The following is a 25,488-nucleotide window of genomic DNA, read 5'->3' on the forward strand; positions in this document are numbered from 1 at the left end:
CATCGAAGGCCGGCAAGGGGCGACCAAAGGGGCAGCATGGCGATCAAGGCGAGTATCTACCACCTCACCCATTACAAATACGACAGGCCTGTCCGCCTTGGGCCTCAGATCATCCGGTTGAAGCCCGCCGCTCATTCCCGAACGAAGGTGTTGAGCCATTCGCTGAAGGTCACCCCATCAAACCACTTCGTGAACCTGCAGCAGGACCCTTACGGCAACTACCTCGCCCGCTATGTCTTTCCCGATCCGGTCACCGAATTGAAGATCGAGGTCGATCTGATCGCCGATATGACGGTCTACAATCCCTTCGACTTTTTCGTGGAGGAGGAAGCCACAAAGTGGCCTTTCGACTATCCGGAAACGCTGGTCGAAGACCTGTCGATCTATATGAAGCCGGAGCCGGCGGAGCCGGCGCTTGTCGACTATCTCAAGACCTTCGACATGTCCCCCGGCCAGCCAACGGTCGATATGGTGGTGGGCATCAACGCCCGCCTGCAGCAGGCGATCGGTTATGTCATCCGCATGGAGCCCGGCGTGCAGACGCCGGAGCAGACGCTGACCTCGGCCATGGGCTCCTGCCGCGACACCAGCTGGCTACTGGTCCAGATCCTTCGCCACCTCGGTCTCGCCGCCCGTTTCGTCTCGGGCTATCTCATCCAACTGACACCCGACCTGAAAGCGCTCGACGGCCCCTCCGGCACTGAAGTCGACTTCACCGATCTGCACGCCTGGTGCGAAGTCTATCTGCCGGGAGCCGGCTGGGTGGGTCTCGACCCGACCTCCGGCCTCTTGACCGGCGAAAGCCATATCCCGCTTGCAGCAACGCCGCACTACCGCAACGCCGCGCCGATCTCCGGCGGTTATTTCGGCGAGGCGGAAACCTCCTTCGACTTCGACATGAAGGTTGCCCGCGTCGCCGAACACCCCCGCATCACCAAGCCGTTCTCCGACGAATCCTGGGAAGCGCTCAACGATCTCGGTGAAGAGGTCGACCGCATCTTGCACGCGCAGGACGTCCGCCTCACCATGGGCGGCGAGCCGACCTTCGTGTCGATCGACGACTTCGAATCCGACGAATGGAATACCGACGCCGTCGGCCCCACCAAGCGCGAGAAGGCCGATATCCTGATCCGCAGGCTGCGCGAGCGTTTCGCGCCGGGCGGTTTCCTGCATTACGGTCAGGGCAAGTGGTATCCCGGCGAGAGCCTGCCACGCTGGACCTTCTCGCTCTACTGGCGCAAGGACGGCAGCCCCATCTGGAGCAATCCCGACCTGGTGGCTGAGGAAGGCCGCGACTACGACATCGGCGATGACGATGCGGAAAAGCTGCTGGCGGGCATTGCCGGTGAGCTTGGCCTGGATCCTGACTATGTGGCCCCGGCCTACGAGGATCCGGCGGAATGGATCATCAAGGAAGGCAGCCTGCCGGAAAACGTTGATCCCTCGAATTCCAAACTCAAGGATCCGGAGGAACGCAACCGCATCGCCCGTGTCTTCGAGCGCGGCCTGACGCGTCCGAGCGGTTATGTCCTGCCCGTCCAGGCCTGGAATGCACAGGCCAGAGGAACGGCAAGCCGCAAACGCTGGATGAGCGAAAAGTGGCGCACCCGCCGCGGCAAGATCTTCCTCGTTCCCGGAGACAGCCCCGTCGGTTATCGTCTGCCGCTCGGCACGCTGCCTTACGTGCCCCCGTCGCAGTTTCCCTATATCCACGAAGCCGATCCCTCCATCCCCCGCCAGCCCCTGCCCGATGCTATCGTGCCGGCGGGCCGCGCCATGCCCGAATCCTCGTTCAAGGCGGATGATCCGGCCAATCTCGGCCGCGTCGAGCAGGTGCTGGGCGAAATCGGCGGCGCCGTGCGCACTGCCATATCCGTCGAACCGCGAGACGGCAGGCTCTGCGTCTTCATGCCGCCGGTGGAGAAGATCGAGGACTATCTCGAACTGATCGCCGCCGCCGAGAACGCCGCTGCCGAACTCGGTCTGCCGGTCCATATCGAGGGTTATGCGCCGCCGCACGACGAACGCATCAATGTCATCCGCGTCGCGCCCGATCCCGGCGTCATCGAGGTCAACATCCATCCGGCCGCAAGCTGGAAGGAAACCGTGTCGATCACTACGGCGATCTACGAGGAGGCCCGCCAGAGCCGGCTCGGCGCCGACAAGTTCATGATCGACGGCCGCCACACCGGCACCGGCGGCGGCAACCATGTGGTGGTCGGCGGCGCCAATCCGAACGACAGTCCATTCCTGCGCCGCCCGGACCTTTTGAAGAGCATCGTGCTGCACTGGCAGCGGCATCCTTCGCTATCCTATCTCTTCTCCGGTCTGTTCATCGGCCCCACCTCGCAGGCGCCACGTATCGACGAAGCCCGCCACGATTCGATGTACGAGCTGGAAATCGCGCTTTCCCAGGTGCCGGCGCCCGGCCAGGGCGTGCCGCCCCTGCCCTGGCTGGTCGACCGCCTCTTCCGCAACCTTCTGACGGATGTCACCGGCAATACCCACCGCTCCGAAATCTGCATCGACAAGCTGTTTTCGCCGGACGGCCCGACCGGCCGCCTCGGCCTCGTTGAGTTCCGCGGCTTCGAAATGCCGCCGAATGCGCGCATGTCGCTCGCCCAGCAGCTTCTCGTCCGCGCGCTGATCGCCCGCTTCTGGAAGAACCCGCTGCAAGGCAGGTTCGTCCGTTGGGGCACGGCACTCGCGGATCGGTTCATGCTGCCGCACTATGTCTGGGCCGATTTCCTGGACGTGCTCGCCGATCTCAGGGAGAACGGCTTCGACCTCCGGCCCGAATGGTTCACCGCACAACTCGAATTCCGCTTCCCCTTCTTCGGCGAGGTGGAATACGAGGGCTCCAAACTGGAGCTTCGTCAGGCGCTCGAACCCTGGCATGTGATGGGCGAACAGGGCGCCATCGGCGGCACCGTCCGGTATGTCGATTCCTCCGTGGAGCGGCTGCAGGTGCGGCTCGAAACCAGCAATCCGTCGCGTTACACGGTCGCCTGCAATGGCCGGGCCGTGCCGTTGAAGGAGACCGGCACGTCCGGCGTCGCAGTTGCCGGCGTACGTTTCAAGGCATGGCAGCCGTCCGCCGGCCTTCATCCGGTGCTGCCGGTTAATACGCCGCTCACCTTCGACATTTATGATACATGGTCCGGCCGATCGATCGGCGGCTGCATCTACCATGTTGCCCATCCGGGCGGTCGCAATTATGAGACCTTCCCAGTCAACGGCAACGAGGCCGAGGCCCGCCGGCTTTCCCGGTTCGAACCGTGGGGGCACACGGCAGGGCGCTATGCGCTTCTTGCCGAAACGCCCTCTCCCGAATTCCCGCTGACGCTCGATCTGCGCCGGCCGCTAGGAGTCTGAAACGCCCGATGTCCAAGGCACCGGCAACCGACCGTGTAACCGAAACGCGGATCCTCAATGATCCGGTTCTCGGCTATGCAGCATTGCCGGGCATCGCAGACGAGATGCTGGACGCCAATGGCCAGATCCGGCCGGTCTGGCGCAACCTGATCTCGCATCTGAGCCGGATGCCGGAAGGCGATCTTCAGGAGCGGTTCGCACGCGCCGACCGGTATCTGCGCGATGCCGGCGTCTTCTACCGGACCTATGGGGCGCAAGGGAGCGGCGAGCGCAACTGGCCGATCAGCCACGTGCCCGTGCTGATCGACGGCAAGGAATGGGAAGCGGTTTCCAAAGGCCTCGTGCAGCGTGCCGATCTTCTGGAAGCGGTGGTCTCCGATATCTACGGCGAAAACCGGCTGGTGCAGGAAGGCATCCTGCCGCCGGCCCTGATCGCCGGCAATTCCGAATTCCTGCGGCCGCTGGTCGGCGTCAAACCGGTCGGCGGCCATTACCTGCATTTCTGTTCCTTCGAGATCGGCCGCGGCCCGGACGGCAACTGGTGGGTGCTTGCAGACCGCACCCAGGCGCCGTCGGGCGCCGGCTTTGCGCTGGAAAACCGCGTCGCCACCACGCGCGCCCTTTCCGACATCTATGGCGAAAGCCACGTGCATCGTCTCGCCTCCTTCTTCGGCGCCTTCCGCGACGCGCTGCAGGCGCACAAGCAATATCCGGAGGACCGGATCGCGGTCCTGACGCCAGGCCCGGCCAATGAGACCTATTTCGAGCACGCCTATATCGCCCGCTACCTCGGCTTCATGCTGCTCGAGGGTGAGGACCTGACGGTGGTGAACAACCGCGTCATGGTGAGGACCGTGGCCGGCCTGAAGCCGATCGGCGTCCTTTGGCGGCGTCTCGATGCTTCCTATGCCGATCCGCTGGAACTCAACCAGAACTCCCATATCGGCACGCCGGGTATGGTCCAGGCGCTGCGCTCGGGCGCGGTCACCTTCGTCAATGCGCTCGGCTCCGGCATCCTCGAAACCCGCGCCCTTCTTGCCTTCATGCCGACCGTCTGTCGTCGTCTGCTCGGCGATGATCTGTTGATGCCGTCGATCGCCACCTGGTGGTGCGGCCAGAAGGCCGAACGCGATCATGTGGCGAAGAACATCGAGAAGATGGTCATCGGCCCCGCCTATTCCCGCCTCCCCTTCTTCGACGACAATGGCCAGTCGGTGCTCGGCTCGTCGCTTCGCCAAACCGCGAAGGCGTCGATCGGCGACTGGCTCTCCTCGGAAGGCGCCAAGCTTGTCGGCCAGGAAGTCGTGACGCTTTCCACGACCCCGGCTTATGTGAACGGCAAGCTTGTCCCGCGGCCGATGTCGTTGCGCGTCTTTGCGGCGCGCACCGAAAACGGCTGGCAGATCATGCCCGGCGGCTTTGCCCGCATCGGTTCAGGCCCCGACGTCGCGGCGATCGCTATGCAGGCGGGCGGCGCGGCGGCCGACGTCTGGATCGTCAGCGACAAGCCCGTGCCCAAGCCGACGCTGCTGCCGCCGGAGGAGAGTTTCACCCGCAACATGCCCGGCAGCCTGCCGAGCCGCGCGGCCGACAATCTCTACTGGCTCGGCCGGTATATCGAGCGGGCGGAAGGGGCTTTGCGCATCCTGCGCGCCTGGCACTTGCGTTACGCCGAATCCGCCGATCCGGGGCAGCCGCTGCTGGCCGATGTGTCGCGTTACCTCAAGGCGATCGACATCGACATGTCGAAGGCCGTGCCGGCCCCGCTCTTGCGCAATATCGACAGCGCGATCTATTCGGCCAGCAACATCCGGGATCGCTTTTCGCCGGACGGCTGGCTGGCCCTGACCGACCTTGCCAAGACCGCCCGCCGCTTCCACGAGGCGGTCCAGCCGGGCGATGACGCCAGCCACGCCACCACCATCCTGCTCCGCAAGCTCGCCGGCTTTGCCGGTCTCGTTCACGAAAACATGTACCGCTTCACCGGCTGGCGGTTCCTGTCGATCGGCCGCCATCTGGAACGTGCGCTGCACATGACCCGGCTGCTCGGCCATATGTCCGGCCCCGAGGCCCCGGATGGCTCGCTCGACATGCTGCTGGAGATCGGCGACAGCGTCATGACCCATCGGCGCCGCTACAACGTCGCCACCGCCCGATTGACGGTCGCCGACCTGCTGGCGCTCGATCCCTTGAACCCGCGCTCGATCCTTTTCCAGCTGAATGAGATCCGCACCGAGGTGGAGCAATTGCCGAATGCCTTCGTCAACGGCCAGATGTCGCCTTTCTACCGCGAGGCGATGCGGCTTCATTCCGGCCTCGCCGTCATGACGCCGGAGGCGATGGACCATGAGGTCTACCGAAAGCTCGAACAGGAGATGGAGAAGCTGTCCGATATTCTCGGCCAGACTTACTTCAGTTAGGGTGCGGGAAGAGTGGCCATGCTCTACGATCTCAACCTCCACATGGGTTACGTCTACGACGTTCCGGCTTCCGGCGCCCGTCATGTGATCCGCGTCCTGCCTTTGTCGCTTCCCGACCGGCAGCGGCTGATTGCCGGCTCCGTGACCGTCGCGCCGAACGCTGACGAGCGGACCACCTTCATCGATTTCTTCGGCCAGCAGGCGACCTCGGTTCTCGTCCGCGCGCCGCATGACCGGCTCGATATCCGCATGCAGGCCCGCGTCATGGTGGAAGCGCCGACGATAACGGCAGACCTCTCGCCGGAACTCGACGAACTCAAGGAGGAGCTCGCGGAACTCTGGTCGGTCGATCCCGCCTCGCCGCATCACCTCGCCGGCCCGAGCCCCCGTCTCGCGGAGGAGCCGCAGATCGCCGCCTATGCCCGCGAGATCGCCAGGCCCGGACAGACCGTGCGCGAAATCGCCTTGGCCCTTTGCGCCCGCATCCACAAGGATTTCACCTACGACCCCGAGGCCACCACCGTCGACACGACCCCGAAGGAGGCCTTCCGTTTGCAGCGCGGCGTCTGCCAGGATTTCGCCCATGTGATGATCGTCGGCCTACGCAGCCTTGGCATCCCGGCCGGTTATGTCTCGGGCTTCCTGCGCACCATTCCGCCGCCCGGCAAGGAGCGCCTCGAAGGAGCGGATGCCATGCATGCCTGGGTCAGGGTATGGTGCGGCGAGACGCTCGGTTATCTGGAGCTGGATCCGACCAACGACATTCCGGCCGGCAGCGACCACATCGTCGTCGCCTATGGCCGTGACTATGCCGACATCGCCCCGGTTGTCGGCGTCCTCAAGGGCTACGGAAATCAGAAAGTCGTCCAGGCGGTCGACGTCGTTCCCTTGAATTCCTGACAATTCCGCCTCGTTATGAGGCTAATTTATTGTAATTGCTAAAATTCTATTAATTCCATTAGGCCTTCCTATACGCGCCTTAACTTAGCATGGCTTCAGTTGTTCAAATGATTTGGACGGGGGTTGGGGCTATGAAAACCTGCACGCATTTTGCGCGGCTGATGAAGGACCGCGCCGGAAATTTCGGAATCATGACAGCCATTGCGATACCGGTCCTCATGGGAGCTGCCGGTGTCGCGATCGATCTGACGCGCGTGATCGAGGAAAAGAACCATCTTCAGGCCGCCGCCGACGCGGCCACGCTCGCCGCGGCGTCCGCCATGTCCGAAGAAGGCACCATGAGCGAGACGGACGCGGAAAAGCTGATGATGGATTTCTACGTCGCCCAGGCCGCGCAGACGATCAACACGTCCGACATGACCGAGGAAGAAAAGGCAGCGGCCCGGGAGGCGCTCAGGCAGAACGCCGAGGCGGCGGCGACGGCCACGATCGCCACGAACACCGCCGCAAGCTACGACATCCGCCTCAAGGCGACCTATGACGTACCGATGAGCGGACTGACCGCCCTTCTCGGCTTCGACAAGATGACGATCAGCGTCGAGAGCCAGTCCGCAAGCGGCCGCGAGGGCAATGCGCTCTCCATGTATCTGGCGCTCGACGAATCCGGCTCGATGGCCTGGGATACGACGACGGTCAATCCCGCGCAGCCGACAAAACTGGTCGCGACAGATCAAAAAGAAAAATATAGCTGCCCCACGAAGTACAACCCTAACAAGATGTGCGAGCGTACGGTCTACAAGGAGGTACCAAACTACCTGACCAAGATGGCATCTCTGAAGGCTGCGGCCGCCGTCATGTTCGGGGAACTGGACAAGGCGGATCCCAACATGGAACTCATCCGCGTTGGCGCCGATTCCTACGACGACAGAACCAAACCCGAACAATCGATCCAGTGGGGCACGTCCTACGTCAAGACCTATGTAAATAACATGCCGGCCGTCCCGGATGGCGGAACCGATGCCAGCGGGGCCATGGCCAATGCATTTGCAGCGCTCAAGGCAGCGAATGGGGCCGAAAAGACTGCGCATACCGGCAAAGGCAATACGAGCTTCGAGCGCTTCATCGTGCTGATGACCGACGGTGAAATGACCGGCAACAGCGGCACTTGGAACTCGACCATCGACGTCAAGGTCCGCGCCCTCTGCGATCAGGCAAAGGCAGACAAGGACCAGGCCGGCAATGCCATCAAGATCTATACGATCGCTTTCATGGCACCCACGAAGGGCAAGGAACTGCTCGAATACTGCTCCAGCGGCAAGGAAGATTATTACTACGAGCCGAACAGCATGACCCAGCTGGTCCAGAGCTTCGGCGAAATCGCCCGCAAGGCCGCAAAGACCGGCACCCGCCTGACCAACTGACCCCGCAAAGTCAGGCCACGGAACGCTCCGCCTCCGGCGGGGCGTTTTTCGTTGTGCTTTTGCCCATCAATTGCGCAAAGATAAAACGACCGTTGCAACTGGGTCATAACGGTGCATAAACTGTCGCCACAACATCGTGCCAGATGGACTGAATCGGACGCTATCCCCCCGCTCCACCAGAAAGTTGGCGACTTATGAATGAAACGTCTTCCACGGCTGAAACCCTTCAGCCGGCTCCCCGCAGCTCCCGCCCCGAAATCATGGCGGAAGAAATTATCGAACGCCTGACCTACCGCATCGGCAAGGATGCGAAGGTTGCCAAGCCGCACGACTGGCTGACCGCGGCGATCCTCGTGGTGCGAGACCGAATCATCGACAAATGGATGGAGTCGACCCGCAAGGTCTACAGGACCGGCGGCAAGCGCGTTTATTACCTCTCGCTCGAATTCCTGATCGGCCGGCTTATGCGCGACGCGGTCAGCAATATGGGTCTGATGAAGGAAATCCGCGATGCTCTGACCTCGCTTGGTGTCGACGTCGACGTGATCGCCGGGCTCGAGCCGGACGCCGCACTCGGCAACGGCGGCCTCGGTCGTCTCGCCGCCTGTTTCATGGAGAGCATGGCGACAGTCGACATCCCCGCCTATGGTTACGGCATCCGCTACGTTCACGGCCTCTTTCGCCAGCAGATGGCCGACGGCTGGCAGGTGGAATTGCCGGAAACCTGGCTCGCCCACGGCAACCCCTGGGAATTCGAGCGCCGCGAAAGTTCCTACGAGATTGGCTACGGCGGTAGCGTGGAGACGGTCGGCGGTTACGAGGAAACGCCCCGTTATGTCTGGAAACCGGCCGAACGCGTCATCGCCATGGCCTACGACACGCCGATCGTCGGCTGGCGCGGCAAACGCGTCAATACGCTGCGTCTCTGGTCGGCACAGCCGATCGATCCGATCCTGCTCGATGCCTTCAACGCCGGCGACCATATCGGCGCACTGCGCGAGAGCAACAAGGCCGAAAGCCTGACCCGCGTCCTCTATCCGGCCGACGCAAATCCTGCCGGGCAGGAACTGCGCCTGCGCCAAGAGTTCTTTTTCTCCTCGGCCTCGCTGCAGGACATCCTGCGCCGCCACCTGCAGCAATATCCGGACTTCACCAACCTTCATGAAAAGGTGGCGATCCAGCTCAACGACACCCATCCGGCCGTCTCGATCGCCGAACTGATGCGCCTGCTGACGGACATCCATGGGCTCGATTTCGAACAGGCCTGGGACATCACCCGCCAGACCTTCTCCTACACAAACCACACGCTGCTGCCGGAAGCGCTCGAAAGCTGGCCGGTGCCGCTGTTTGAGCGCCTGCTGCCGCGCCATATGCAGATCGTTTATGCGGTCAACGCATTGATCCTGATCGAGGCACGCAAGCACAAGAGCTTCTCCGATACCCAGATCCGCTCGATCTCACTGATCGACGAAGCCGGCGAGCGCCGCGTGCGCATGGGCAACCTCGCCTTTGTCGGATCGCATTCGGTCAACGGCGTCTCGGCGCTCCATACCGATCTGATGAAGGTCACGGTCTTTGCCGATCTTCACACGCTCTACCCGACCCGCATCAACAACAAGACCAACGGCATTACGCCGCGACGCTGGCTGATGCAGTGCAACCCTGCTCTCGTCTCCCTCGTTCAGGAGGCGATCGGCGACAAGTTCCTGGACGACACGGAGGCATTGACGGCGCTCGACGCCTTTGCCGACAACGCGGCCTTCCAGGAGAAGTTCGCGGCCGTCAAGCGGGCGAACAAGGTGCAGCTGGCAAACCTCGTCGGCAGCCGCATGGGCATCCGCCTCGATCCCTCGGCCATGTTCGACATCCAGATCAAGCGAATCCATGAATACAAGCGCCAGCTGCTCAATATCATCGAAGCCGTGGCGCTCTACGATCAGATCCGCTCGCATCCGGAACTCGACTGGGTTCCGCGGGTGAAGCTTTTTGCCGGCAAGGCGGCGCCGAGCTATCACAATGCGAAACTGATCATCAAGCTCGCCAACGACGTGGCGCGCGTCATCAACAACGACCCGGCCGTGCGCGGTCTGCTCAAGGTCGTCTTCGTGCCGAACTACAACGTCTCGCTGGCCGAGATCATGGTTCCGGCGGCAGACCTTTCCGAGCAGATTTCCACCGCCGGCATGGAAGCCTCCGGCACAGGCAACATGAAGTTCGCGCTGAACGGGGCGCTGACGATCGGCACGCTCGACGGCGCCAATGTCGAGATGCGTGATCATGTCGGGGATGACAACATCGTCATTTTCGGCCTGAAGGCCGACGAGGTGGCGAAGGTACGCGCCGACGGCCACAATCCACGCGCCATCATCGAAAAGTCCCGCGAGCTTTCCCAGGCGCTGAACGCGATCGCCACTGGCGTCTTCTCGCCGGACGACCGGTCCCGCTTCAGCGAGCTGATCGACGGCATCTACAATCACGACTGGTTCATGGTCGCTGCCGATTTCGACGCCTATGCCGAAGCGCAGCGGCACGTTGACCAAATCTGGACCGACCCTAAATCCTGGTATTCAAAAACAATTCGCAATACCGCCCGCATGGGATGGTTCTCCTCTGACAGAACTATTCGCCAGTACGCGTCGGAAATCTGGAGAGCCTGATGAAGAAACCGCCGCGCGTCACCGATGACGGAAGAGCCCCAGGCGAAATTCCGTTATCCGAGATCGAGGCGATTTTGGAAGGCAGGCATACCAATCCCTTCGCCGTCCTCGGGCTCCACAAGCTCGGGGACGCGTTCCGGGCCCGCTGTTTCATTCCCGGTGCCGAGGCGGTCACTGCGCTCACGCTCAGCGGGACAGAACTCGGAGAACTCACCCGCCGCCACGATGCGGGTTATTTCGAAGGCCTCGTCAGCGCCTCGCACCTGCAGCCCGTCCGCTACCGCGCCCGACGCGGCGACGATGAATGGGCGGTGACCGATCCCTACTCGTTCGGCCCGGTCCTCGGCCCCATGGACGACTATTTCGTCCGGGAAGGTTCGCATCTTCGCCTCTTTGACAAGATGGGCGCCCACCCCGTGAAGCATGAGGGTGTGGAAGGGTTCCATTTCGCCGTCTGGGCGCCGAACGCCAAGCGCGTCTCGGTGGTCGGCGACTTCAACAATTGGGACGGCCGCCGCCACGTGATGCGGCTGCGGGTCGATACCGGGATCTGGGAAATCTTCGCGCCGGATGTCCGGGCAGGTTCCGCCTATAAGTTCGAGATCGTCGGCAAGAACGGCAAGGTCCTGCCGCTGAAGGCCGACCCCTATGCCCGGCGCGCCGAAATGCGTCCCAAGAACGCTTCCGTCACCGCGTCGGAACTGGAACAGAAATGGGAAGACAACGCCCATCGTCAGTTCTGGGAAAAGGCCGATCACCGCCGCCAGCCGATCACAATCTACGAGGTGCATGCCGGCTCGTGGCGCCAGAAGCCTGACGGCTCCTTCCTCACCTGGGACGAGCTCGCCTCGGAGCTGATCCCCTATTGCACCGACATGGGCTTCACCCATATCGAGTTTCTGCCGATCACCGAACATCCCTTCGATCCTTCCTGGGGTTACCAGACGACCGGCCTCTTTGCGCCAACCGCCCGTTTCGGCGAGCCGGAGGGTTTTGCCCGTTTCGTCAACGGCTGCCACAAGGTCGGCATCGGCGTCATCCTCGACTGGGTGCCGGCGCATTTCCCGACCGACGAGCACGGCCTGCGCGAGTTCGACGGCACGGCGCTCTACGAGCATGAAGATCCGCGCCAGGGTTTTCACCCGGACTGGAACACGGCGATCTACAATTTCGGCCGCATCGAGGTGCTTTCCTATCTCGTCAACAACGCGCTCTACTGGGCTGAAAAATTCCATCTCGACGGACTGCGTGTCGATGCGGTCGCCTCGATGCTCTACCTCGACTATTCGCGCAAGGAAGGCGAATGGGTGCCGAACGAGTACGGGGGGCGCGAAAACCTGGAATCGGTGCGCTTCCTCCAGAAGATGAATTCGCTCTCCTACGGCGCCCATCCCAATGTCATGACTATCGCCGAAGAGAGCACCTCCTGGCCAAAAGTCTCCCATCCTGTCCACGAAGGCGGCCTGGGGTTCGGCTTCAAGTGGAACATGGGCTTCATGCACGACACGCTGAGCTACCTGAAGCGTGAGCCCATCCACCGCAAGCATCACCACAACGAGATCACCTTCGGCCTTGTTTATGCCTTTGCCGAAAACTTCGTGCTGCCGCTCTCCCATGACGAAGTGGTGCACGGAAAGGGCTCGCTGATTGCCAAGATGGCCGGCGACGACTGGCAGAAGTTTGCCAACCTGCGCGCCTATTACGGTTTCATGTGGGGGTATCCCGGCAAGAAGCTGCTCTTTATGGGCCAGGAATTCGCCCAATGGGGCGAATGGAGCGAGGCCAAATCCCTCGACTGGAACCTGCTTCAGTATCATCCGCATGAAGGCGTGCGCCGTCTCGTGCGCGACCTGAACTTCTGTTACCGCTCCAAGCCCGCGCTGCATGCCCGCGACTGCGAAGGCGAAGGTTTCAGCTGGCTGGTCGTCGACGACGCGGAAAATTCGGTCTTTGCCTGGCTACGCATGGCGCCGGGAGAAAAGCCGGTGGCGGTGATCAGCAATTTCACCCCTGTCTATCGTGAAAATTATCGCCTCCCCTTGCCAAACGAAGGCAGATGGCGGGAAATCCTCAATACCGACGCCGAAATCTACGGGGGCAGCGGCAAGGGCAATGGCGGGCGCGTTCAGGCGGTGAACGCGGGAGGATCCGTCAGCGCCGAGGTCACGTTGCCGCCGCTCGCGACGATCATGCTGGAATTTGAACAATAGGGAGGGATCGATGACGGAAAAAAGAATTCAGCCTCTGTCGCGGGATGCGATGGCCTATGTGCTCGCCGGAGGACGCGGCAGCCGGTTGAAGGAACTGACGGACCGCCGCGCCAAGCCCGCCGTCTATTTCGGCGGTAAGGCGCGCATCATCGACTTTGCGCTTTCGAACGCGTTGAATTCCGGCATCCGGCGCATCGGCGTCGCCACCCAATACAAGGCCCATTCGCTGATCCGCCACATGCAGCGCGGCTGGAACTTCTTCCGTCCCGAACGCAACGAAAGCTTCGACATCCTTCCCGCCTCCCAGCGCGTCTCCGAAACGCAGTGGTACGAGGGCACCGCCGACGCGGTATTCCAGAACATCGACATCATCGAGTCCTACGCGCCCGAATACATGGTCATCCTGGCCGGCGACCACGTCTACAAGATGGACTACGAATACATGCTCCAGCAGCATGTGGATTCCGGCGCGGATGTCACCGTCGGCTGCCTCGAAGTACCGCGTATGGACGCGACCGCCTTCGGCGTCATGCATGTCAACGAGAAGGACGAGATCATCGCCTTCGTGGAAAAACCTGCCGATCCGCCAGGCATTCCGGGCAATCCGGATTTCGCGCTTGCCTCCATGGGCATCTACGTCTTCCACACCAAGTTCCTGATGGATGCGCTGAAGCGCGATGCCGCCGATCCCGGTTCCAGCCGCGATTTCGGCAAGGACATCATTCCTCACATAGTCAAGAACGGCAAAGCGGTCGCCCACCGTTTCGCAAGCTCCTGCGTCCGCTCCGATTTCGAGCGCGAACCCTATTGGCGCGATGTCGGCACCATCGACGCCTATTGGCAGGCAAATGTCGATCTCACTGCCGTGACCCCCGAACTCGACATCTACGACAAGTCCTGGCCGATCTGGACCTATGCGGAAATCACCCCGCCCGCGAAATTCGTCCATGATGACGAAGACCGCCGCGGCTCGGCAATCTCTTCCGTCGTGTCGGGCGACTGCATCATCTCCGGCTCGACGCTCTACAACAGCCTTCTTTTTACCGGCGTTCGCGCAAATTCCTACTCCCGCCTTGAAGGTGCCGTCATTCTCCCGAATGTCCGCATCGGCCGGCGTGCGCAGCTTCGCAATGTCGTCATCGATCACGGTGTAACCATTCCCGAAGGCCTGGTGGTCGGCGAGGATCCGGAACTCGATGCGAAGCGGTTCCGCCGGACGGAAACCGGCATCTGCCTGATCACCCAGCCGATGATCGACAAACTGGATCTGTAATGAAAGTTCTATCGGTCGCGTCCGAAGTCTATCCGCTGGTCAAGACCGGCGGACTTGCCGACGTCGCCGGCGCTCTGCCGCTTGCCTTGAAGGGTCACGGCGTCTCGGTGAAGACGCTGATGCCGGGCTATCCGGCAGTCCTGAGCGCCGTAAAGGATGCCGAACGCGTTCTGAGTTTCGACAGCCTGCTGGGCGGCAAGGCCGAGGTGCTGGAAGTCGAACATCAGGGCCTTGACCTCCTGATCCTTCATTCGCCGACCTTCTTCGATCGGCCGGGCGGACCTTATGCGGATGCGACCGGTAAGGATCATTTCGACAACTGGCGGCGATTTGCGGCCCTTTCCAAGGCCGGCGCGATGATTGCCCAAGCCGGCCTTGAGGGCTGGAAACCGGATATCGTGCATGTGCACGACTGGCAGGCCGCCATGCTGCCGGCCTATATGCGTTATGCGCCGGAGCCGGAGGTTCCGACCCTCATCACCATCCACAACATCGCCTTCCAGGGCCAGTTCGGCGCCGACATATTCCCCTATCTCGAACTGCCCCCCCATGCCTTCGGCATCGACGGCGTCGAATATTTCGGCGGCGTCGGATACCTGAAGGCAGGGCTGCAGACGAGCTGGGCGATCAGCACGGTCAGCCCCTCCTATGCCGAGGAAATACTCACGCCCGAATTCGGCATGGGCCTCGAGGGACTGCTATCGCTCCGCCACTCCGATCTGCATGGTATCGTCAACGGCATCGACGCCCATGTCTGGGACCCCGCTGCGGATCCTGCCGTAAAGGTCAATTATACCGCATCGACGCTGAAGACCCGTGCCGGCAACAAGCGCGCCGTTGCGGATCGTTTCGGCCTGACCAAGGGGGATGGCCCGCTTTTCTGCGTCATCTCGCGGCTGACCTGGCAGAAAGGCATGGACCTTCTGGCCGAAGCCGTCGACGATCTCGTGCATCTCGGTGGCAGGCTGGCAGTCCTCGGCTCCGGCGACCGGGCGCTGGAAAACGCCTTTCACGCCGCCGCTGCCCGTCATCCCGGCAGCGTTTCGGTTCTCTCGATCTACGACGAGCCGCTATCGCATCTGATGCAGGCCGGCTCCGACGCCATCATCATCCCGTCCCGCTTCGAACCCTGCGGGCTGACGCAGCTCTATGGCTTGCGCTACGGCTGCGTGCCGGTCGTCGCCCGAACCGGTGGCCTGAACGATACGGTCATCGATGCAAGTCACGCGGCGCTCGCCACAAAGGCCGCGACCGGCATTTCCTTCGGCCCCGTCACTGCGCCAAACCTGCGCCGGGCGATCCGTCGCGCCGTCCGGCTATACCACGACCCCAAGGTCTGGACCCAGTTGCAGAAGCAGGGCATGAAATCCGACGTTTCCTGGGAAAAGAGTGCCGGGCTTTATGCCGCGCTCTATTCCGAACTCCTTGCGAAAAAAGGTGCATGAGCATGATAAAAACCGTCGCAACCGCCCCCTATCAGGACCAGAAGCCGGGAACCTCCGGCCTGCGCAAGAAAGTGCCGGTCTTTGCTCAGGAGAACTATGCCGAGAACTTCATCCATTCGATCTTCGATTCGCTCGAAGACTTCGACGGCAAGACCCTGGTGATCGGCGGCGACGGCCGCTACTACAACCGCGAAGTCATCCAGAAGGCGATCAAGATGGCAGCCGCTAGCGGCTTCGGCAAGGTCATGGTCGGTCAGGGCGGCATCCTCTCGACGCCTGCAGCCTCCAACGTCATCCGCAAATACCATGCCTTCGGCGGCATCATCCTGTCGGCCAGCCACAATCCCGGCGGACCCACGGAGGATTTCGGCATCAAGTACAATATCGGTAATGGCGGCCCGGCGCCGGAAAGGATCACCGACGCCATCTTCGCCCGCTCCAAGATCATCAGCGAATACAAGATCGCCGACGTGGCCGACGTGAACCTCGACGAAATCGGCTCATTCGATGTCGCCGGCATGACGGTCGAGGTCATCGACCCGGTTGCCGATTACGCGGATCTGATGGAGCAACTCTTCGACTTCCCCGCCATCCGCGCGCTTCTGGCCAGCGGGGTCAATGTCGCGATGGATTCCATGGGCGCCGTGACCGGCCCCTATGCCAGGGAAATCTTCGAAAACCGCCTCGGCGCAGCTCCCGGATCGGTGCGCAATGCGACGCCGCTTCCGGATTTCGGCGGCCACCACCCGGACCCAAACCTCGTCCACGCCAAGGAACTCTACGACGACGTGATGAGCGCCGACGGCCCGCATTTCGGCGCGGCCTCGGACGGCGACGGCGACCGCAACATGGTCGTCGGCAAGGGCATGTTCGTCACCCCTTCCGACAGCCTCGCGATCATCGCGGCGAATGCCACCGTGGCGCCGGGTTATGCCAAGGGCATCGCCGGCATCGCCCGCTCCATGCCGACCAGCGCCGCCGCCGACCGGGTGGCGGAAAAGCTCGGCATCGGCATGTATGAAACGCCGACCGGCTGGAAGTTCTTCGGCAATCTGATGGATGCCGGCAAGGTCACGGTCTGCGGCGAAGAAAGCTTCGGCACCGGTTCCGACCACGTGCGCGAGAAGGACGGCCTCTGGGCGGTCCTCTTCTGGCTGAACATCATGGCCGCCCGCAACGAAAGCGTCGCTGAAATTGTCACCAAGCACTGGGCCGAATACGGCCGCAACTACTATTCCCGCCACGATTACGAGGAAGTCGATACCGACGCTGCCAACAGCTTGATCGCCGCGCTGCGCGAGAAGCTCCCAACGCTGCCCGGAAAGACTTTCGGCTCCCTCAAGGTCGCGGCGGCCGACGACTTCGCCTACAACGACCCGATCGACGGCTCGGTCTCGAAGAACCAGGGCATCCGCATCCTCTTCGAAGGCGGTTCCCGCGTCGTCTTCCGCCTCTCCGGCACCGGCACCTCCGGCGCCACGATCCGCGTTTATGTCGAGCGCTACGAACCCGATCCCTCCCGCCACGGAATCGAAACGCAGGAAGCACTCTCCGACCTCATCGCCATCGCCGACCAGATTTCCGAGTTGAAGAAGCGCACCGGCCGGGACAAACCGACGGTGATTACGTGATTGCTTGAGCGCGCAAGACCGGAGGCGATGATGCTGGCACCCCCCTCTGCCCTGCCGGGCATCTCCCCCACAAGGGGGGAGATCGGATGTTGCAGCGTCTCGCCTCTCTTGAACGTTTCCGTTTCGGCCATCCTCCTCATTGAAGAGGGACGACCGGTCGCGCCTCCTGCCGATCTCCCCCCTTGTGGGGGAGATGCCCGGCAGGGCGGAGGGGGGTGATTCCGTTGCCCAAACCCTCCGACCCCAAACTCGGCGTAACCCTCACGCCAGACGGCGCTGACTTCGCAATCTGGTCCCATCATGCCGAGCGGATAGAGCTTTGCCTTTTCGATACAGATGGCAATAAGGAGACCGCGCGCCACCGGCTGGTGCGCGGCCGCGACGACATCCATCGCGCATCGATTCGAGGCATTGCTGCCGGACAGCGCTACGCTTATCGCGCCTGGGGCATCTATGATCCGGAAAAGGGCCTGTGGTTCGACCCGTCGAAGCTTCTGATCGACCCATACGCCCGCGAACTGGACCGGCCCTTCCGGCACGATACGAAGCTTTCGGTATTCGGCGTCGATACCGCCGGCCTGGTGCCGAAGGCGATCGTGACCAGCGACCCGCTGGCAAAAATCCGCAAGCCGCTGCTGCCGACCGGCGGCTTCATCTACGAGGTGGCGGTAAAGCCCTTCACCATCCTCCACCCCGACATACCCGAAGCGATCCGCGGTACGGTCGCGGCACTCGCCCATCCCTCCATCATCACCCATCTTAAGAAACTCGGCGTCGATGCAATCGAGCTGATGCCGATCACCGCCTGGATCGATGAGCGCCACTTGCCGCCGCTGAAGCTCACCAACGGCTGGGGTTACAACCCGATCGCCTTCATGGCGCTCGACCCGCGCCTTTGCCCCGGCGGCGTCAAGGAGTTGCGCGACACCGTCTCGGCGCTGCATCAGGCAGGCATCGGCGTCATCCTCGACCTCGTCTTCAACCACACCGGAGAAAGCGACCGTCATGGCGCGACCCTCTCCATGCGCGGCCTCGACAACCTCTCCTATTACCGGCACGTGCCGGGCGAGCCGGGTCATCTCGTCAATGACACCGGCACCGGCAACACCGTCGCCTGCGATCAACCCCATGTTCGCCGGCTGATCATCGACACGCTTCGCCATTTCGTTATCCATGCAGGCGTCGACGGCTTCCGCTTCGACCTTGCCCCGGTCATCGGCCGCACCGCTTCAGGCTTCGATCCGCAGAGTGAGACGCTGAAGGCCATGCTTGCTGACGAGGCGCTGAAGGACCGCATTCTGATCGCAGAACCATGGGATATCGGCCCCGGCGGCTACCAGCTCGGTAATTTTCCCGAGCCTTTCCTCGAATGGAACGACCGCGCCCGCGACGATATCCGCCGCTACTGGCGCGGCGAACGCTGGACCACCGGCGCGCTCGCCACCCGGCTTGCCGGCTCCTCCGACATCTTCGGCCGTCACGGCCATCATGCCACCCGCAGCGTCAATTTCCTCGCCGCCCATGACGGCTTCACGCTGATGGACCTTGTCTCCCACGAGAAGAAGCACAACGAAGCGAATGGCGAGGAAAACCGCGACGGCCACAACGACAATTTTTCCTGGAACAACGGTGTCGAGGGAGAGACGGATGATCCGGCGATCCTCGAAAACCGCCGCCGGGATGTCGCCGCTCTCCTCTCGACATTGTTTGTCAGCCGCGGCTGGGTCATGCTCACCATGGGTGACGAGGTCGGCCGCAGCCAGCGCGGCAACAACAATGCCTATGCCCAGGACAACGAGATCACCTGGCTCGACTGGAAAGCGATCGACGAACATCTCGTCGAGCACACCGCCACCCTTGCCGTCATCCGCAAGCGCTTCTCCGTCTTTTCCGAGACCGGCTTCTTCGCCGGCAATGGCGATATCGAATGGCTTGCGGCCAGCGGCCAGCCGATGGAGGCCGGCGACTGGGACAGTCCCGACAATCCCGTCCTCGGCGCTATCCTGGCGACGCTCGACCGAGAGACCGGAAAAAAAGTCCGCTTGGCCATGCTTCTCAATCGCGGTCACGAGCAGATGAGCTTCGCCCTGCCCGGTTGGGGCTGGAAGCATCTCGCCTCTGGCGAGCTCTGGAATCAGGTCCTGCCGGCCCGCTCCGTCCGCTTCTGCATCGAGGAATGATGCGACGCAAAATCTTCCGCTCGCCAAGCGGATCAAATCCTGTAAAGTCTTCTAACCAATACTGAAATCAGTGAGGTTGCATGCGTGAAGTTTCGCTCGCCGAAGTCGGCGGCCTGGTTGGCACCGAACTCGGCGTATCCGAATGGATGACCGTCGACCAGACGATGATCAACCTCTTTGCCGATGCGACTCATGACCACCAGTTCATCCATGTCGATCCGGAACGCGCCGCAGCCGGAAGCCCCTTCGGCGGCACGATCGCCCATGGCTTTCTGACGCTCTCCTTGCTCTCGGCCATGAACTACGACTGCGTGCCCAAGATCCGCGAGCAGACCATGGGCATCAATTACGGTTTCGACCGCATCCGCTTCATGTCGCCGGTGAAGTCCGGCGCCCGCGTCCGCGGACATTTCAAGCTGTCGGAGGCCCGCTTTCGGGGCGGCGGCATGCTGATGATCACCTATGACGTGTCGGTCGAGATAGAAAACGAGCTGAAGCCGGCGCTGACCGCCATCTGGACCACCATCGTCCAGTTCGACCCCAAGGACCGCCCGGAAGGCGTTTAAGCGATATGGGAGTTCCCAATCCTGCCGAGATCGAGCAGACGAAACTTCTCGCGAATGCGCTCGATCGCGCCTCGACTGCTTGCTTTACCGTGGGCATAGCAACACCGCTGGCAGGCTATGTCTATAACCTCGCCGCGTTCAATACAATTTCCGGCGCTAGAATGGTGGTTAGCCTTGCCGGTTGGCTTTTGAGCGCCATTCTATTACATTATCTGGCAAGACGAGCACTCAGGAGACTTGCCTGATGGACTTCTGGTTTTTCTATTCCGTGGTTTTGCCGGCAATCATCGTCTTGATCGCCTATATAGCCGTGCGCCTGCACGAATGGGACCTCGACCGGAAGCACAAGAACCGCCATCCGGGCGAGTGATTTCGCCGCGATTTAAGCACTCATCTCCATGATCACGAAAACAAGCATCGGCGGCACGGCTGTGCCGATCAGGATGTTGGCCGTGGTGGACGCCGAAAGGCCGAGCACAGCGCCCGATACGCCCGCACCGACGAGGCCTGCGAGCGGCATGGCAAGGCTTCTGTCGAAACCTGGCACGAAGAACGCCACGATTGCGGCGAGCGCTGCCACGGCCGCGACAACGATACCCTTCCAGATCTCGATCTTTGCCAGTTTTGCCGCGACCCCGCCGCCGATCACGGCCAGCGCGACCGCAATCGCCATCAACTGATATTCGCCCATCAACCCCTCCCGTTTTGACGCCAGAGAGTGCGGTTCCTGCACTGCAAGTCAAGTCCGGCTATCGCTCTAAATTGAGCATATGCCCGTCGCGGTTCCCGCAATTCCGCTTGGAAGTTGGAGGACCGGCATGGGTCGGGCCTACGTCAAAAGATGGCGATGCGTTCGCGCGACGAGAGGTTAATATCCGATGACTGACCGACCACGAGGCAGTCATGGGTACGATAGTGCCATTCGCACTCGCACTTACACTCCTAATCCGCACGCAGGCTCTTGCCGAGCCGGGCGACAGATACGAGTTCCGTGCAGCAACCGCCGGGCTTTCAAACGGCGTCTGGTCGCTTCATGGCCTTGCCGTCGATACCCAGCAAAACATAACCTGGTGGTGCGTTTATTATGTCAACGTGAAAACGATTGTCACGAAGCTTGAGTGTTTGCGTCGATCCACTGCATCGACCGATATGGTTCCAGGTTGGTCCGGCGGCTGGATACCGGTGGTGCGCCGGAACACCTATCCGCCGAAAATCGTCTGGTCCATCAGCCCGGACAGCGGTGTCCTGCAAGCCTGTATTTCGTTCACGAAGATCTCGTGCAAGAGCGTCCAGCTCGGATCGTTTCCGAGGTTGTTCGAGACTGTTTCGCCTACCACGATAGTCAGGTAGCAAACGGCATCCACGAATTCTCCCGCATGAAGAACCGCGCCGCTCGGAGAAAGTCACTCCGTCCGATTTTAAACCGACGCGTCCCGCGCGCCTTCCGACAGTAGTCCGAAAGCATAGTCGGAAAACGACCGCCATACTTCGACGCGAAAGGCATCCTCCGCGGTCCTCAGCAACACGATCTCCACCTTGCCGAAAATGGTGCGTGAACATGCACCGAGAGGGAACGCCTTCAGCGAGAGATCCTGCGGGCAACCGGCATTGATCGCATTGGCCGCACCCGGACCTGACACGAGGATCGCCGTGTTGCGGTGAGAGACATCGACAGCCGAATGCAGCGTTGCGGAATTTGCCGCAGCCTGCATCAGACCGCCATTCACGTCGCCGATCACCAGCCATTCATCCGGGCCGAGCCAGAGCGCCGTGCGCCCGTTGGCCGAAACGGAAGTTTTCGGCTTCGTCGGCAAATCAAGGCCGAGTGCGCCGGAGAGTGCCGCCAGATCCTCCGGCCTCACTCTCAACGATAACCGCTCGGCAGGCGGCGCTGCTTCGAGACGAACGGTGGCGGAGCCGCCATGAAAGCCTGCGAGAGGCAGGCTGCGAGATGCAAGATCAGCCATGGATGCGGCCCCCTTCCTTGTCGAAGAACACCATGTCGGTGACTTCCACGGCAATTGTCCTGTCGCTCATCGGCACGTAGAGTGTCTGACCGATCCTCGCCCGGCCGTCCGCCACCAGCGCCATCGCGATGGAACGGCCGCAATTCTCGGACCAATAGGACGACGTTACATGGCCGAGCATGGTCATCGGCTTTGGCTGGTTCGGGTCGGCGACGATCTGAGCGCCCTCTTCCAGCACATCGCTTGGCCTGTTGGTGACAAGCCCGACAAGCTGTTTGCGGCCATCGCGGATCAAGTCCGGCCTCTTCAGGCCGCGGATGCCGACGAAATCCGCCTTCTTCTTGGAGACTGCCCAGCCGAGCCCTGCATCGTCCGGCGTGACGGTTCCGTCCGTGTCCTGGCCGACGATTATATAGCCCTTCTCGGCGCGCAGCACGTGCATGGTTTCCGTGCCGTAAAGGCAGGCGCCCATGCCCTCCGCCCGTTCCCAGATGGCCTTCCATACCGCCGGGCCGTAATCGGCCGGAACGTTCACTTCGAAGCCCAGCTCGCCGGTAAACGACATGCGGAACAATCGCGCCGGAACCCCCATGACTTTGCACTCGGCAACGCTCATATGCGGGAAAGCCTCGTTCGAAATATCGAGCCCTTCGACGAAAGGCTGGATGATTTCACGCGCCTTCGGTCCCTGCACCGCGATCACGGCCCATTGCTCGGTGGTCGACGTCAGCCAGACCTTCAGATGCGGGAATTCGGTCTGCAGATAATCTTCCATGTGGTGCAGCACCCGTGGCGCGCCGCCGGTCGTGGTGGTCACATGGAAGCGGTCTTCTGCAAGACGTCCCACGACGCCGTCGTCGTAAACGAAGCCGTCCTCGCGAGTCATGATGCCGTAACGGCACTTGCCGGGTTTCAGCGTGTCCCACGCATTGGTGTAGAGCAGGTTGAGGAACTGCGCCGCATCCGGACCGACAACCTCGATCTTGCCGAGCGTCGACGCGTCGAACACGCCCGCCGCTTCGCGCACGGTCCGGCATTCGCGGTTGACGGCAGCATGCATGTCTTCGCCGCGCTTCGGAAAATACCAGGCCCGCTTCCAGTTGCCGACATCCTCGAACTCGGCGCCTTCAGCCGCTTCCAGGACGTGCATCGGCGTCTTGCGCGCCGGGTCGAAAAGATCGCCGCGTGAATGCCCGACCAGCGTGCCGTATGTGACCGGCGTATAGGGCGCACGGAAGGTGGTGAGCCCGACCTTCGGGATTGGTCGTCCCAGCATTTCGGCAGCAATCGCCAGGCCGTGCATGTTGGAAAGCTTGCCCTGATCGGAGGCCATGCCGTTGGTGGTGAAACGCTTGATGTGCTCGATCGAATGCATGCCTTCGCGAACCGCAAGGCGGATGTCCTTGGCGGTCACGTCATGCTGGAAATCCACGAAAGCCTTGACCACTTGATCCGGCCCTGCACCTTCCGCTGCACCGATCATGCCGCCGGTCCATTCGAACCGGTTTTCGCCGGAAAGCGCCAGCGCGCCGCCGCCGGCTGCAATCGCCTCGTCGATCAGGTCGGAAAGATTGTCGGTGCCGCTGCAGGCGCCTACCGAGACACAATCCTGCGCATAGATATCCGGCAGGAAACGTTGGTTCTGCTCGTCGAAGCGCAGCTTTCCGCGCGACTGGGAGAAGAGATGGACGGACGGCGTCCAGCCTGCCGAGACGATCAGCGAATCGACCGCGACCTTGCGGGCATTCGAGCCGCCGTTGCGCACGACGCTCATGGACGAGACCCGCAGCCGTCCGGATGTGTTGACGACGGAATGCCCCGTCAGCACGTCGATGCCGAGCGCGCGTGCCTCCGCCAAAACCGCATCGCCCGGATGGTTGCGGCAATCGACGATCGCGGCGATCGAGACGCCGGCCCGCTTGAGGTCGAAAGCGGCTTCATAAGCCGAATCGTGTGCCGTGTAGACGCCGACCTTTTTGCCGACCGCCACGCCGTGATGGTTGAGGAAGGTCCGCGCCGCGGACGCCAGCATGATGCCCGGCCGGTCGTTGTTGGCAAAAACCATGTGCCGTTCGATCGAGCCCGTCGCCAGCACCACGCGTTTCGCCCGCACCTGCCACAGCCGCTCGCGGGGAAGATCCCTGCCCGGCCGGGCCACGTGGTCGGTCACCCGCTCCACAAGGCCGACAAAACCGTGGTTGTAGTAACCGAACACGGTCGTGCGGGTCAGCACCGTCACATTCGGCATGGCCTTCAGCTTGGCCGCCGTCTTTTGCGCCCACTCGTAACCATTCATCCCGTCGATGGTGGCCGCCGCATCGAAATGCAGCGCACCGCCGACTTCCGGCTGTTCGTCGACGAGGAAGACGCTGGCACCCGTTGCGGCGGCCGAAAGGGCCGCGGTCAAACCGGCCACGCCTGCACCCGCGATCAGCACGTCGCAATGGGCATAGCGGTTGGCATAGTGATCCGGATCTTCTTCCTTCGGCGCCTCGCCGAGGCCTGCGGCCCGGCGGATGAAGGGCTCGTAGAGTTTGTGCCAGGCTTCCTTCGGCCACATAAAGGTCTTGTAATAGAAGCCGGCGGCGAAGAAGGGCGACAGCAGGTCGTTGAAGGCGCCGATATCGTATTTCAGCGACGGCCAGCGGTTCTGAGAGGCGATCTTCACGCCATCGAACACTTCCTGCACGGTCGCCCGAACGTTCGGCTGGCGGCGGCCTGCATCCCGGGAAACGTCGAGGAGCGCGTTCGGCTCTTCCGGACCGGCAGAGAGAATGCCGCGCGGCCGGTGGTATTTGAACGAGCGGCCGACCAGATGCACGCCATGCGCCAGAAGCGCGGAGGCAACCGTGTCGCCCTCCATGGCGGTGTAGCTCTTGCCGTCGAAGGTGAAGCGCGCGGTCCTGGCCGGCGTGTGCCGGCCGGCGCCCCTGATGCGGAAGGCGCCGAGATCTTTCGAAGACGCGCTCATCGGGCGTCTCCTTCCGTCGCTTCCCAGGTCTCCACCGTCTTTTCCTCTGCGATCGCTGCGGCTTGTTCCGCCGTCGGGATCGGCTGTTTTGGCAGGCCGGCCTTATAGGTCATCAGGAACTTGTCGCTCACCGTATCGCGCGCCGCATTGAAGAAGCGGCCGCAGCCATGGATATGCCGCCAGCGCTCATAGGTGAGGCCTTTTTCGTTGTTGCGCAGGAAGAAATATTCCGCGAATTCTTCATCCGTGATCGCCGCGATGTTTTCCGGCCGGGCGATATGCGCCTCGCCGGCCCAGCGGAATTCGAGTTCCGAGCGATCTTCCTCGCAATAGGGACAATGGATCAGAAGCATGCGGGGCTCCGGCGTTGGAAGGATGTAGGCGAGCGAGACACACTCCCGCTGATCTCCCCCCTTGAGGGGGAGATGTCACCGAAGGTGATAGAGGGGGGTAGCGACGGTGCAGCAAATAC

Annotated in this window: 17 protein-coding genes and 1 pseudogene; 14 read left to right on the forward strand and 4 right to left on the reverse strand. The window is 62.2% G+C overall.

From position 1 onward, the window contains the following. Positions 1-36: 36 nt before the first annotated feature. The 13 genes and pseudogenes from EDE05_RS21790 (at position 37) to EDE05_RS27450 (ending at position 20,448) form a co-directional block, all read left to right on the forward strand. The gene (locus tag EDE05_RS21790; protein WP_105374170.1) at positions 37-3,375 is read left to right on the forward strand and encodes a transglutaminase family protein; all 3,339 of its coding nucleotides are present in this window, start codon (positions 37-39) and stop codon (positions 3,373-3,375) included. Positions 3,376-3,446: 71 nt separating this feature from the next. Continuing rightward, positions 3,447-5,795: pseudogene (locus EDE05_RS21795) on the forward strand (circularly permuted type 2 ATP-grasp protein); the annotation flags it as partial. A gap of 18 nt (positions 5,796-5,813) precedes the next feature. After that, a complete protein-coding gene (locus EDE05_RS21800) occupies positions 5,814-6,695 on the forward strand; it encodes a transglutaminase family protein (RefSeq protein WP_105374172.1) in 882 nt (293 codons plus the stop codon). 131 nt (positions 6,696-6,826) lie between these two features. Beyond that, on the forward strand, positions 6,827-8,116 hold the full coding sequence (locus EDE05_RS21805; RefSeq protein ID WP_165924240.1) for a vWA domain-containing protein: 1,290 nt from the start codon (positions 6,827-6,829) through the stop codon (positions 8,114-8,116). A 194-nt stretch (positions 8,117-8,310) separates the two neighbouring features. Further along, positions 8,311-10,773: a glycogen/starch/alpha-glucan phosphorylase gene (locus EDE05_RS21810; protein ID WP_105374174.1), complete on the forward strand. Its 2,463-nt coding sequence runs from the start codon at positions 8,311-8,313 to the stop codon at positions 10,771-10,773. Next, the gene (gene glgB / locus EDE05_RS21815; RefSeq protein WP_105374175.1) at positions 10,773-12,983 is read left to right on the forward strand and encodes a 1,4-alpha-glucan branching protein GlgB; all 2,211 of its coding nucleotides are present in this window, start codon (positions 10,773-10,775) and stop codon (positions 12,981-12,983) included. Before EDE05_RS21810 ends, glgB begins: the two co-directional genes overlap by 1 nt. A gap of 10 nt (positions 12,984-12,993) precedes the next feature. Next, positions 12,994-14,256, forward strand: a complete 1,263-nt coding sequence (gene glgC / locus EDE05_RS21820; protein WP_105374176.1) for a glucose-1-phosphate adenylyltransferase — start codon at positions 12,994-12,996, stop codon at positions 14,254-14,256. Beyond that, on the forward strand, positions 14,256-15,701 hold the full coding sequence (gene glgA / locus EDE05_RS21825; RefSeq protein WP_132412589.1) for a glycogen synthase GlgA: 1,446 nt from the start codon (positions 14,256-14,258) through the stop codon (positions 15,699-15,701). The genes glgC and glgA overlap by 1 nt, the downstream gene beginning before the upstream one ends. 2 nt (positions 15,702-15,703) lie before the next feature. Next, positions 15,704-17,332 (forward strand): alpha-D-glucose phosphate-specific phosphoglucomutase, encoded by a 1,629-nt coding sequence (locus EDE05_RS21830; protein WP_132412632.1) that lies wholly within the window; start codon positions 15,704-15,706, stop codon positions 17,330-17,332. Positions 17,333-17,556: 224 nt separating this feature from the next. Next, positions 17,557-19,512 carry a glycogen debranching protein GlgX gene (gene glgX / locus EDE05_RS21835; RefSeq protein ID WP_165924241.1) on the forward strand — a complete coding sequence of 652 codons (1,956 nt, stop codon included), beginning with the start codon at positions 17,557-17,559 and terminating at the stop codon, positions 19,510-19,512. 80 nt (positions 19,513-19,592) lie between these two features. Next, entirely contained in the window at positions 19,593-20,078 is a 486-nt protein-coding gene (locus EDE05_RS21840; protein ID WP_132412591.1) for a MaoC family dehydratase, read from the forward strand. Between the two features lie 5 nt (positions 20,079-20,083). Then, positions 20,084-20,323 (forward strand): hypothetical protein, encoded by a 240-nt coding sequence (locus tag EDE05_RS21845; protein WP_132412593.1) that lies wholly within the window; start codon positions 20,084-20,086, stop codon positions 20,321-20,323. Next, the gene (locus EDE05_RS27450; RefSeq protein WP_281033675.1) at positions 20,323-20,448 is read left to right on the forward strand and encodes a hypothetical protein; all 126 of its coding nucleotides are present in this window, start codon (positions 20,323-20,325) and stop codon (positions 20,446-20,448) included. Before EDE05_RS21845 ends, EDE05_RS27450 begins: the two co-directional genes overlap by 1 nt. Positions 20,449-20,460: 12 nt before the next feature. Here the strand turns inward: EDE05_RS27450 and EDE05_RS21850 are convergent, their stop codons facing one another. Beyond that, positions 20,461-20,769: a hypothetical protein gene (locus EDE05_RS21850; protein ID WP_112799024.1), complete on the reverse strand. Its 309-nt coding sequence runs from the start codon at positions 20,767-20,769 to the stop codon at positions 20,461-20,463. Positions 20,770-20,981: 212 nt separating this feature from the next. Here EDE05_RS21850 and EDE05_RS21855 point away from each other — a divergent pair, with 212 nt between their 5' ends. Then, positions 20,982-21,428, forward strand: coding sequence for a hypothetical protein (locus EDE05_RS21855; protein WP_132412594.1), 447 nt, complete (start codon positions 20,982-20,984; stop codon positions 21,426-21,428). 68 nt (positions 21,429-21,496) lie between these two features. Here the strand turns inward: EDE05_RS21855 and EDE05_RS21860 are convergent, their stop codons facing one another. From EDE05_RS21860 to EDE05_RS21870, 3 genes are read right to left on the reverse strand one after another with little or no spacing between them, the layout of a single operon-like run. Continuing rightward, the gene (locus tag EDE05_RS21860; protein ID WP_132412596.1) at positions 21,497-22,045 is read right to left on the reverse strand and encodes a sarcosine oxidase subunit gamma; all 549 of its coding nucleotides are present in this window, start codon (positions 22,043-22,045) and stop codon (positions 21,497-21,499) included. Continuing rightward, entirely contained in the window at positions 22,038-25,016 is a 2,979-nt protein-coding gene (locus EDE05_RS21865; RefSeq protein ID WP_132412598.1) for a sarcosine oxidase subunit alpha, read from the reverse strand. Before EDE05_RS21865 ends, EDE05_RS21860 begins: the two co-directional genes overlap by 8 nt. Continuing rightward, positions 25,013-25,369: a sarcosine oxidase subunit delta gene (locus tag EDE05_RS21870; RefSeq protein WP_105374185.1), complete on the reverse strand. Its 357-nt coding sequence runs from the start codon at positions 25,367-25,369 to the stop codon at positions 25,013-25,015. The genes EDE05_RS21865 and EDE05_RS21870 overlap by 4 nt, the downstream gene beginning before the upstream one ends. Positions 25,370-25,488: the final 119 nt, after the last annotated feature.

Source organism: Neorhizobium sp. R1-B (assembly GCF_004368875.1).
Lineage (GTDB): Bacteria > Pseudomonadota > Alphaproteobacteria > Rhizobiales > Rhizobiaceae > Neorhizobium > Neorhizobium huautlense.

Bases quoted from the DNA above. Each gene is read 5' to 3' on its own strand.
- EDE05_RS21870 (WP_105374185.1), bottom strand. From the start codon at position 25,369: ATGCTTCTGATCCATTGTCCCTATTGCGAGGAAGATCGCTCGGAACTC.
- EDE05_RS21790 (WP_105374170.1), top strand. From the start codon at position 37: ATGGCGATCAAGGCGAGTATCTACCACCTCACCCATTACAAATACGAC.
- EDE05_RS21810 (WP_105374174.1), top strand. From the start codon at position 8,311: ATGAATGAAACGTCTTCCACGGCTGAAACCCTTCAGCCGGCTCCCCGC.
- EDE05_RS21830 (WP_132412632.1), top strand. From the start codon at position 15,704: ATGATAAAAACCGTCGCAACCGCCCCCTATCAGGACCAGAAGCCGGGA.
- glgC (WP_105374176.1), top strand. From the start codon at position 12,994: ATGACGGAAAAAAGAATTCAGCCTCTGTCGCGGGATGCGATGGCCTAT.
- EDE05_RS27450 (WP_281033675.1), top strand. From the start codon at position 20,323: ATGGACTTCTGGTTTTTCTATTCCGTGGTTTTGCCGGCAATCATCGTC.
- EDE05_RS21805 (WP_165924240.1), top strand. From the start codon at position 6,827: ATGAAAACCTGCACGCATTTTGCGCGGCTGATGAAGGACCGCGCCGGA.
- EDE05_RS21850 (WP_112799024.1), bottom strand. From the start codon at position 20,769: ATGGGCGAATATCAGTTGATGGCGATTGCGGTCGCGCTGGCCGTGATC.
- EDE05_RS21840 (WP_132412591.1), top strand. From the start codon at position 19,593: ATGCGTGAAGTTTCGCTCGCCGAAGTCGGCGGCCTGGTTGGCACCGAA.
- glgB (WP_105374175.1), top strand. From the start codon at position 10,773: ATGAAGAAACCGCCGCGCGTCACCGATGACGGAAGAGCCCCAGGCGAA.
- glgA (WP_132412589.1), top strand. From the start codon at position 14,256: ATGAAAGTTCTATCGGTCGCGTCCGAAGTCTATCCGCTGGTCAAGACC.
- EDE05_RS21845 (WP_132412593.1), top strand. From the start codon at position 20,084: ATGGGAGTTCCCAATCCTGCCGAGATCGAGCAGACGAAACTTCTCGCG.
- EDE05_RS21860 (WP_132412596.1), bottom strand. From the start codon at position 22,045: ATGGCTGATCTTGCATCTCGCAGCCTGCCTCTCGCAGGCTTTCATGGC.
- EDE05_RS21800 (WP_105374172.1), top strand. From the start codon at position 5,814: ATGCTCTACGATCTCAACCTCCACATGGGTTACGTCTACGACGTTCCG.
- EDE05_RS21855 (WP_132412594.1), top strand. From the start codon at position 20,982: ATGGGTACGATAGTGCCATTCGCACTCGCACTTACACTCCTAATCCGC.
- EDE05_RS21865 (WP_132412598.1), bottom strand. From the start codon at position 25,016: ATGAGCGCGTCTTCGAAAGATCTCGGCGCCTTCCGCATCAGGGGCGCC.